Source organism: Verrucomicrobiota bacterium (assembly GCA_037139415.1).
Classification (GTDB): Bacteria; Verrucomicrobiota; Verrucomicrobiia; order Limisphaerales; family Fontisphaeraceae; genus JBAXGN01.
In genome coordinates, this window is the sequence record JBAXGN010000009.1 from 64,822 (window position 1) to 72,993 (window position 8,172).

General features: G+C 54.0%; 6 protein-coding genes and 1 pseudogene. 5 read left to right on the forward strand and 2 right to left on the reverse strand.

Features of this window, described 5'->3' with window-relative positions:
- Window positions 1–73 precede the first annotated feature (73 nt).
- Window positions 74–1,588 (forward strand): hypothetical protein, encoded by a 1,515-nt coding sequence (locus WCO56_02940; protein ID MEI7728495.1) that lies wholly within the window; start codon window positions 74–76, stop codon window positions 1,586–1,588.
- Here the strand turns inward: WCO56_02940 and WCO56_02945 are convergent.
- Entirely contained in the window at window positions 1,562–2,068 is a 507-nt protein-coding gene (locus WCO56_02945; GenBank protein MEI7728496.1) for a hypothetical protein, read from the reverse strand. The two genes, WCO56_02940 and WCO56_02945, sit on opposite strands and share 27 nt — an antisense overlap.
- An 88-nt stretch (window positions 2,069–2,156) precedes the next feature.
- Here WCO56_02945 and WCO56_02950 point away from each other — a divergent pair, with 88 nt between their 5' ends.
- The 4 genes from WCO56_02950 (at window position 2,157) to WCO56_02965 (ending at window position 7,586) form a co-directional block, all read left to right on the forward strand.
- On the forward strand, window positions 2,157–4,118 hold the full coding sequence (locus tag WCO56_02950) for a polysaccharide lyase family protein (GenBank protein ID MEI7728497.1): 1,962 nt from the start codon (window positions 2,157–2,159) through the stop codon (window positions 4,116–4,118).
- An 8-nt stretch (window positions 4,119–4,126) separates the two neighbouring features.
- Window positions 4,127–4,312, forward strand: a complete 186-nt coding sequence (locus WCO56_02955) for a hypothetical protein (protein MEI7728498.1) — start codon at window positions 4,127–4,129, stop codon at window positions 4,310–4,312.
- Window positions 4,290–5,279: a glycoside hydrolase family 95-like protein gene (locus WCO56_02960; GenBank protein MEI7728499.1), complete on the forward strand. Its 990-nt coding sequence runs from the start codon at window positions 4,290–4,292 to the stop codon at window positions 5,277–5,279. The genes WCO56_02955 and WCO56_02960 overlap by 23 nt, the downstream gene beginning before the upstream one ends.
- Before the next feature lie 345 nt (window positions 5,280–5,624).
- Window positions 5,625–7,586: a PAS domain S-box protein gene (locus tag WCO56_02965; protein ID MEI7728500.1), complete on the forward strand. Its 1,962-nt coding sequence runs from the start codon at window positions 5,625–5,627 to the stop codon at window positions 7,584–7,586.
- Between the two features lie 111 nt (window positions 7,587–7,697).
- Here WCO56_02965 and WCO56_02970 read toward each other — a convergent pair.
- Window positions 7,698–8,096, reverse strand: a pseudogene (locus WCO56_02970) (DNA cytosine methyltransferase).
- Window positions 8,097–8,172: the final 76 nt, after the last annotated feature.

Genomic DNA, 8,172 nt, shown 5'->3' on the forward strand with positions numbered 1-8,172 from the left:
CGCTAGCATGAATTTCAACCAAGAGCAGTTTTTGGTGCTATTGCGCACGTTTGCGCCGTCGAACATTTGAAACATGTTAGAAAAATTCATTACCTTCTGCCGCTACTGTAATGCCGCAGTCCTGCTGTTTGTCGCCTTGTTCTTTTTTATTCTCCCTGGTGCCACGGTCATCCATGACCTGCAAGATTTCAATCTCCGTTCGGCCAGCATTCCAAAGGCGGCTTGGCGGATGCACCGCGACCTAACGCCCAAATATGAACAGTGGGCGCGAGAACGGCTCGATTCCACCCGCGCCACGGAGTTGACCACCAGCAACATTTCAGGAACCGAATGGCCTCTTTTTGGTTCAGTTTTTTATCTCTGGGCCACCGAATCGCTTCAGGATGCTTGGGAGAAAAATCATGCGCTGACGCCCATCGAGCCAAAGGTGTCCGCCAAGGAAGCCATTGCAATCACAACCCGGCTCGTAATAGATCCCAGGCAGGCCAACTGGGTCAAAAAGCACTGGGGCGAGAATTACCTCAAGACCCAGAATGCGTTTTACCGGATGTTGGTCATCTCGGCACTGACCAGCCATGCGCGCCTTACCGGGGAAAAACAGTATCTGCCGCTGTTGAAGGATCAGGTGGAAAGCCTTTCGGCGGAGATTGACGCCAGCCCCAACGGCCTGCTGGAAGATTATCCCGGAGAATGTTATCCGGGCGATGTGCTGACAGCTATCGCCATGATTCGCAAGGCAGACCAGGTTTTGGGCACCGATCACTCCACTTTCGTCCATCGCGCCATCCGAGGCTTCCAGAATCAAGCGCTGGATCCGCGAGGGCTTGTCCCTTACGCTGCCCAAGCCATAAAGGGGTGCCCCATAGGCCCATCCCGTGGCTGTGGTAACTCGTATGTTTCCCTGTTTTCGCCTCAGATCTGGCCCGAGGCCTCGGTTCGATGGTACGACTTGTATTCCAAATATTTCTGGCAGGAAACCTGGACTGCGGCCGGTTTCCGTGAGTACCCAAATGACATGCCTGGCGGGGATTGGTATTTCGATGTGGATGCCGGGCCGGTGCTGAAAGGGTACGGCTTTGCGGCTTGTGCCTTTGGCGTGGGAGCAGCCCGCGTCAATGGGCACTTTGAACACGCCTACCCGCTGACCACGGAATTACTGGCAACCTCCTGGCCTTTGCCCAATGGCACCCTTTTGGTGCCCCGGCTCCTCTCCAATGCCACGGATGCCCCTTACCTTGGTGAAGCCGCCATTCTCTATGTGCTGACGCGGTTGCCAGGGGAGAACATCGTCATCAGGACTGGAGGCTCAACCCCAAACTTTACCCTGATCATTTTAATGCTGGAATGGTGCATTGGTTTGGGTTTGGTCGTGGCCGCCATCTGGCTCCTTCGACGCTGGTCCAAAAGAGGTGGCGCTTCAACGGTTCCGCTGCCGCGCCTGCAGCTTGGAGCATGGACGGGGCTATCGCTCATCGCCCTCATCGTCCTGTTCACAGGCGAACCGCTGCTTGCGTCCTTGCTCTTACTGATTGCCCAGATGCTGCCACGGAACAGCCGCTTACTAACGACTGACCGCTGCAATCCTTAGCGATGCAATTTCAATGGTCATCAACGGCGCGCCTTGGGCAATCGCCGCCATGGAACCAATCATGATTGCCGGGATGCGGGCTTCAGCGAGTGCTTCAAGGAAAGCGCCAAGCGGGCCATTCGCACGCTGAACTCGCAACGCGCCTCGGGCGTCATCGCCAAGAGCATCGCGTGTTGCCATAGCTCGTGATCGTCCAGCCCGGGGATTCCTTTTAGCCGCCGATAGATTTTCTCGGCCCGGTTGTTGCGTTTGGCGTTGTTTTTGCATGCCTTCACCGTCACTACGCTGCCATGGGTGACGCGCTAGCGCAAGGTTGAAAAAACCAGAACTAAATATTGTTATCCAACCGCATTTTGCGTCATCCCAATCGAATGATGAGAAGCGATGGCCACAAGCAAGGCGTCCGCAAGGCTTGGGTTTCCTTGGCTGTTTCATGAAAAATTGAATAGATGCGTTCTGCACCACAGACAACGTCTGCACGAGTTCGAATTACCGATAGTCACTCATTGACATGGTTTGGTCAAGAATGGCCATTTCCTAAACGGCTGGACTCTGGTAGGGTTCAGCCATGAAACGCATCGTTCTCAATGCCATTGCCAGGCTGAACGGAATAGCCTCCAAGCCGGTTTTGGTCGGAGGTTTCCTTTGCTGGCTGTGTCTGGTCGCAGGCGTTCAGGCGGCGGATCAAAATTCACCTGTCGTCTTGAGTGAGGATGCGGACACGGCCACTCTGGCGAACGGTGTGGTCTCGGCCACGGTCAAAAAAGAAAACGGCAACCTGCTCTCGCTCCGTTACCGCGACGTGGAGTTTCTGAGCCACGGCGGAGGCTATTGGAACATCTACGGCAACACCCTTGGCCAGGCGAATACGGAGAAAAAAAGCACTCCCTCCGTCTTCCGCATCAGCCAGAACCCAACGCAAAACGGTGGCGCGCTGGGCGAGATCACGCTCCGGTTTCCCTATCTGGGCCAAACCAACGCGGTTCCTTTGGACATTGAAATCCGCTACACGCTCCACCGGGGCGACTCCGGACTCTATGGCTGGACCGTGGCCGACCATGCTCCGCAATATCCGGCCTTCAACATTGGAGTCAGCACGGTATGCCTGAAGCTGAACCCGGAGGTATTTGACTTTTTATCCATTGATAGCCGCCGACAACGCCCGATGGCCAGTGCGGAGGACTGGGTCAAAGGCACGCAGCTCAATCTCTGGGAGGCCCGCCGGTTGAACACGGGCATTCGCAAGGGTGAAGTGGAGCATAAATACGATTATACGATGCTTTTTTCGCAGACCCCCGCCTGGGGTTGGAGCAGCACCAAGCGCAATGTCGGCCTTTTCATCGTCAATCCCAGTCTCGAATACCTGAACGGCGGGCCGGTCGGGCTCGATTACGGTGGTCATATTGACGTCAAAGCGTCATTGCCGGCTGATCCCACCCTGCTGTTCATCTGGCACAGCCCGCATTACGGGGCGCGTGGGATACAGATCAAGACCAACGAGTCATGGCGGAAGATTGTCGGCCCATTCCTCATCTATTGCAACGGGGGTGAGAACCCGCAAGCTATATGGCAGGACTCGCTGGCCCGGGCCGCGCAGGAACAAAAAGCCTGGCCTTATGCGTGGGCCACGGCTTCCGGCTATGAGCACGCGGAGCAGCGGGGCAGCGCCAGCGGCCGGCTTTCGATCCGGGACCCACAAGCCCCGAATGCCAGTGCGGCCGGCGCGTGGGTGGGGTTGGCCGCGCCGCCGTATTCAGCAGAGGTCAGGAAAGGCGAGCAGACCACGATCAACTGGCAGACGGACGGCAAACACTACCAGTATTGGACCCGCGCGGACGCGACGGGGCAATTCACCATCGCCAACGCGCGCCCCGGCGCCTACACCCTCTACGCGTTTACCGACGGCGTGCTGGGCGATTTTAGCCGCGCTGAGGTTAACGTGGAACCGGGGAAGACGACGCATCTTGGTGAACTGACTTGGACCCCGGTGCGCTACGGCCGGCAGCTTTGGGAGATTGGCATCCCCAATCGCAGTGCCGAGGAATTCCGCCACGGCGATCACTACTGGCAGTGGGGGCTTTACAACCTCTATCCCGATGAGTTTCCCAACGATGTGGACTTTGTCATCGGCAAGAGCGACTACCGACGCGACTGGAATTACGTCCAACCTCCGCGTCCGGACGGAAAGAATCGCTGGAAAAACACCACTTGGCGCATCCGGTTCAATCTGGGGCAGGTCCCCAAAGGCACGGCAACCTTGCGCCTGGCCATTTGCGGGACGCGCGGCGGCCCGGTGGATGCCACTGTGAACGGGCAGGCGATTGGCAGCACCGGCGAATTGCCCGAATCCGGCGTGATGCATCGCGATGGCATCCGCAGCGCCCCGTTAACGGAGCGCCATCTGAAATTCGACGCTTCGCTGCTCAAGCCGGGCGAGAATGTCATCGCGCTGACCAAACATGTCCGCACCTGGACCGACGGGGTGCTTTACGACTATCTCCGGCTGGAATTGGAGGAAAAGAGAAAATGAAAGAACCCATGAAAAGTTTTTCAAGGTGGTTATTATCGCTCGCGTTCGTGATGGGCGGCACGTGCTATTTGCAGGATAACGCCTGCGCCGAAGGGGCCGCCAGCGAGGTGCAAACGATTTTGGCAAAACATACTGGCACCTACACCACGCCGCCCAGCACCGTGGGCGCGCTTGACCCCAGCATCAAAGGCTAACCTGGTATGGGATGCGGCCAATACCCGCTGGACCATTTGCAACAGCGGCGCGCGCGAAGGCGGGAGGGACACCAATGCCGTTAATGATCTGGCGTATGTGAATGGGGTGTTCAGTTTTCTCCTGAATGCCAGCGATATCCTGGAAGGGAAGCAATCCGGAAATGAGCGAGTGCATATTACCGAGGCCCAAAAGAATAAATGGCGCGGCTATGTCACTAACTTGAGCCGGTTTCCCACCATCATGTTTAACAACCAGCGAGTCTTCAAGGAGGCGGAAAACCGAAACAAGATGTGCTTGGGTGGGCCAGGGGACAATAGCGATGTCCTCAGCCATGTATTTCCGGGGGAGGCGCTAGGTTTGAATTCGGACCCCGAATGGTTGCAGATCGCCCGGAATACCGTGGCGGCCTTAAACCCGGAGGACAAGAAAGCCTCGTGGTTTCAGGCCAACTGTTTTCCAAAAATCTACACGCAGGCGGTGCGGTCAGGTTACCCGGCGGAAAAAGTTCTTGCGAACTTGAGCCTGCTGCTGGCGGGGCGCCAGCCTTATGACGACCGGGGCGACCATGTGCAGCTTCGCGCCAATCTGACCATCGTGCCACCGGTGCATGGGCTGGAATCGGTTGGGGCGATCGAGGCGATTAATTCCATGCTATTACAGAGTCACGACCGGGTGATCCGGGTGTTCCCAGTTTGGGTCAAGAACAGGGATGCCAGCTTCCAAGATCTCCGGGCCTTTGGTGCATTTCTGGTCTCCAGCGAATACCACGCGGGACAGGTTAAAGATGTCACCATCAAAAGTGAGGCGGGCCGGTTATGCCGAATCGCGAATCCCTGGCCCGGTAAGGCCTGTGAGGTTTGGGCCAGTACCGGTGGGCAGCCGGAAAAGGTGAACTTCCGGCTCGATGGCAATGTGATTACTTTTCCCACCGAAAAGGCGAAACAATACCGGATTCGCACACCATGAATCTCCGTAACGTCCAACACGGGAATTCCTTTTAGCCGCCGATAGATTTTCTCAGCCCGGTCGTTGCGTTTGGCGTTGTTTTTGCAGGCCTTCACCATCACTACGCAGCCATGGGCGACGAGTTTGCGCAAGGTTGAAAAAACCGGTTGGCTGTTGAACTACACAACATCCCTGATTATTGCGCTTGCTTCGCATTAGCGCTTAGGCTAGACTCTGCCCAATGAGCACAAGACATGCAAAATCTTAAGACGAGGCAAAAGCAATGATCTTTTACCGCAACGCGACAAGTGAAAGCATCAAATGTGCCCCAAAAGCAATTTCTATCAGTGTAATGAAAGGTCCACAATGAACAGCAATCAGATGCATAAATCCCATAAGTGGTTTAAGAACGTAACAAAAAATCTTCCTATTGGCTGTTTTGTTCTAGGTCCGGATGGTACCATAGAGATGGTAAATGCAACTGCGTTGACTTGGCTTGGTTTTGAGGAAAAGGAGATGTTGCATATGCACCTTTCCGAATTCGTCAGAGAACGAGACAAGTCCAAGTTTAAGGATGATATAACGCAGCGGTTGGCCGGTAAAGATGTCCCAAGCCTCTTTTGGCGAACATTTCGTCAGAAAGATGCCAACTCTTACCTGCCGTGTGAGGTTCGCGACACGGTCATCATGAGGAGCAACTGCAAAACCAACGAATCGAAAGGAGCTCGAATGATTGTCACGATAGCGGACGTAAGCGCGCGCATGCAGCTTGACCTGGGTTGTACCGAGCCTGATCCCGCATTCCTCTCTTATACGCATACCCTACCTGGTTTTGTTTACCTTTTCCGGAAGAATTGCGCTGGCGATTTCACTTTTGGTAATAGAGCCTTCTGGGATTATGTTGGAGTGTCCTCATCAACCGCGCTGAATGGATATCCTTCTTTCAAGGCAAATGACGCCACATTTTTTAAGCAGCCCATGCCTGGTAATTTTACGGCTGACGACGACGATGTTCGCAAAAACGGCTGCGTTTTCGAAAGCATTGAGGCAAATCAGCGCCTGAACGATCTCGAACCTCAGTACGTTCATGTCATTAAGTTCCCCGTTTTGGATGTTATGGGCCACGATGCGGGTGTCCAAGGCATTTTTTGGAATGTCAAAAAACGTAAAGAAGCCCTTATTCATCTTGATAAAATGGTTCTCAAGTACCTCGCCTATCTGAGGGTAACGGAGGAGACTTATCAGAGTGTTTTACAAAACACGTCGCAAGGGGTGTTTCGGAGCACCAAAGAAGGCAAGTTTGTCCTCGTAAATACGGCCCTTTTGCATATGTTGGGTTATACGCCTGAGGACAAGCAACAGCTACTTGATATGGATGATGTGAGTGCGCTCTATGTCGGAGAGTTCAAAAGGAGTGATTTTATCGCGAAGATGGAGCCTCTTCAGCACCACAAACCTGCAATTGTGACATACGAAATCCGAGCGCGCGACGGCCAGTCTCGCCTTATCAAAGAGAAAGCTTGGCCCATCCGTGATCCGCAGACTCAGAAGATTTGTTTTTTTGAAGGCATTTGTGAAGATGTTGAGAATACACGCAAGGAAGAAGTTAGGAAGGGGCAAGAGCGAAGATTCGGGTTTTTGAGGAAGCGAATCTGCAACCTAGCATACGAAAGGCTCGTCTGTGACGACAGCGTCGGGAATCTCTTCAAAGAGGGATCGGATCGCAATGCATTCGTTTTATCAATTGATCTTCGGCGGTCTACGGGCCTCATGCAACGGGCGAAGCAACCTCAACTCTATGCAGCGTTCTTAAATGCGCTTTGCGAAGACCTTTCCGACGCAATTACCGAGCAATTTGGAGTAATTGATAAGTTTACGGGTGATGGGCTGTTGGCATATTTTTCAGCTGAGTTAAGTGGGATAGATGCTGGCTATCGCGCCTTGGTAGCTGCCGAAAAATGTCATCTGGCAACAAAGAAACTTCTGCTGAAGAGCCGGGCCGAGTTTGATGCAGTGTTTGTAGATGACGGACTTGGGATTGGGATCGATTATGGGAACATTCGATTGTTAAAGGTCACCTCCGAACTAACTATCCTTGGTCCGGCAGTCGTTTACGCATGCAGATTAAGTGCCGCGCCTGCTGGACACACTTACGTAAATCACTCTGTCGTCGATGAGCTATCGAAACGCTGCACCCGTTTCTTCGATGCCAAGGAGTGTTTGCTAGAGATTAAGCATGAGGGAACAATGGTCTGTCAGGATATAAAACTTGTTTCCTCATCCACATATAAGCCTGCAGGGCCGGACTGGTTAAGCGACCACGAATAAGGAGGCAGTATGGACACCACAATGCTGCTGGCCCTTGGCAAGGATGAAGGCTGGTGTCACCTGTCAGTTGAAAGTTTTAGGCCTTATCTAAGCGCCATTCTGGTCTGCCCCCTAAACTGTTGCTCGCTGGTCTGGCTTCAAGCTCCGACGGAGTGATTCCGCGAACCGGCAAATCATTTTCGGAGGCAAGGCGTTGCCGATCATAAGGGCCAGCGCTTGTTTGCTCGACACGTCCGGAAATCGATAACGAGAGGGGAAGGATTGAAGAAGCGCCGCTTCCCGCATGGTGATGCATCGGTCCTCGACGGGATGGAGAAAACGGCCTTTTGAGGGATTAAAGCAACCTCCGGTAATTGTTGGGGCGACAGTGTCCCAAGCCATTCGACCGTAAATGTCCTTGAAACCGTCGCATTTTTTATGGCACTTAAGCTGTAAACGCCGGGGTAGATCCGCGCGGCTTCCTCCGTCTTTTGGAATGAGCTCAATTTTCCTTCGAATCTTCTCTGTCCGGTGCTCGGCGACATCGTGCGGATGTCACCGGGCAGATCAAAACCAGCCATTAATGGGCAGATCAAAACCAGCCACT

Bases quoted from the DNA above. Each gene is read 5' to 3' on its own strand.
- WCO56_02965 (MEI7728500.1), top strand. From the start codon at position 5,625: ATGAACAGCAATCAGATGCATAAATCCCATAAGTGGTTTAAGAACGTA.
- WCO56_02955 (MEI7728498.1), top strand. From the start codon at position 4,127: ATGAAAAGTTTTTCAAGGTGGTTATTATCGCTCGCGTTCGTGATGGGC.
- WCO56_02940 (MEI7728495.1), top strand. From the start codon at position 74: ATGTTAGAAAAATTCATTACCTTCTGCCGCTACTGTAATGCCGCAGTC.
- WCO56_02950 (MEI7728497.1), top strand. From the start codon at position 2,157: ATGAAACGCATCGTTCTCAATGCCATTGCCAGGCTGAACGGAATAGCC.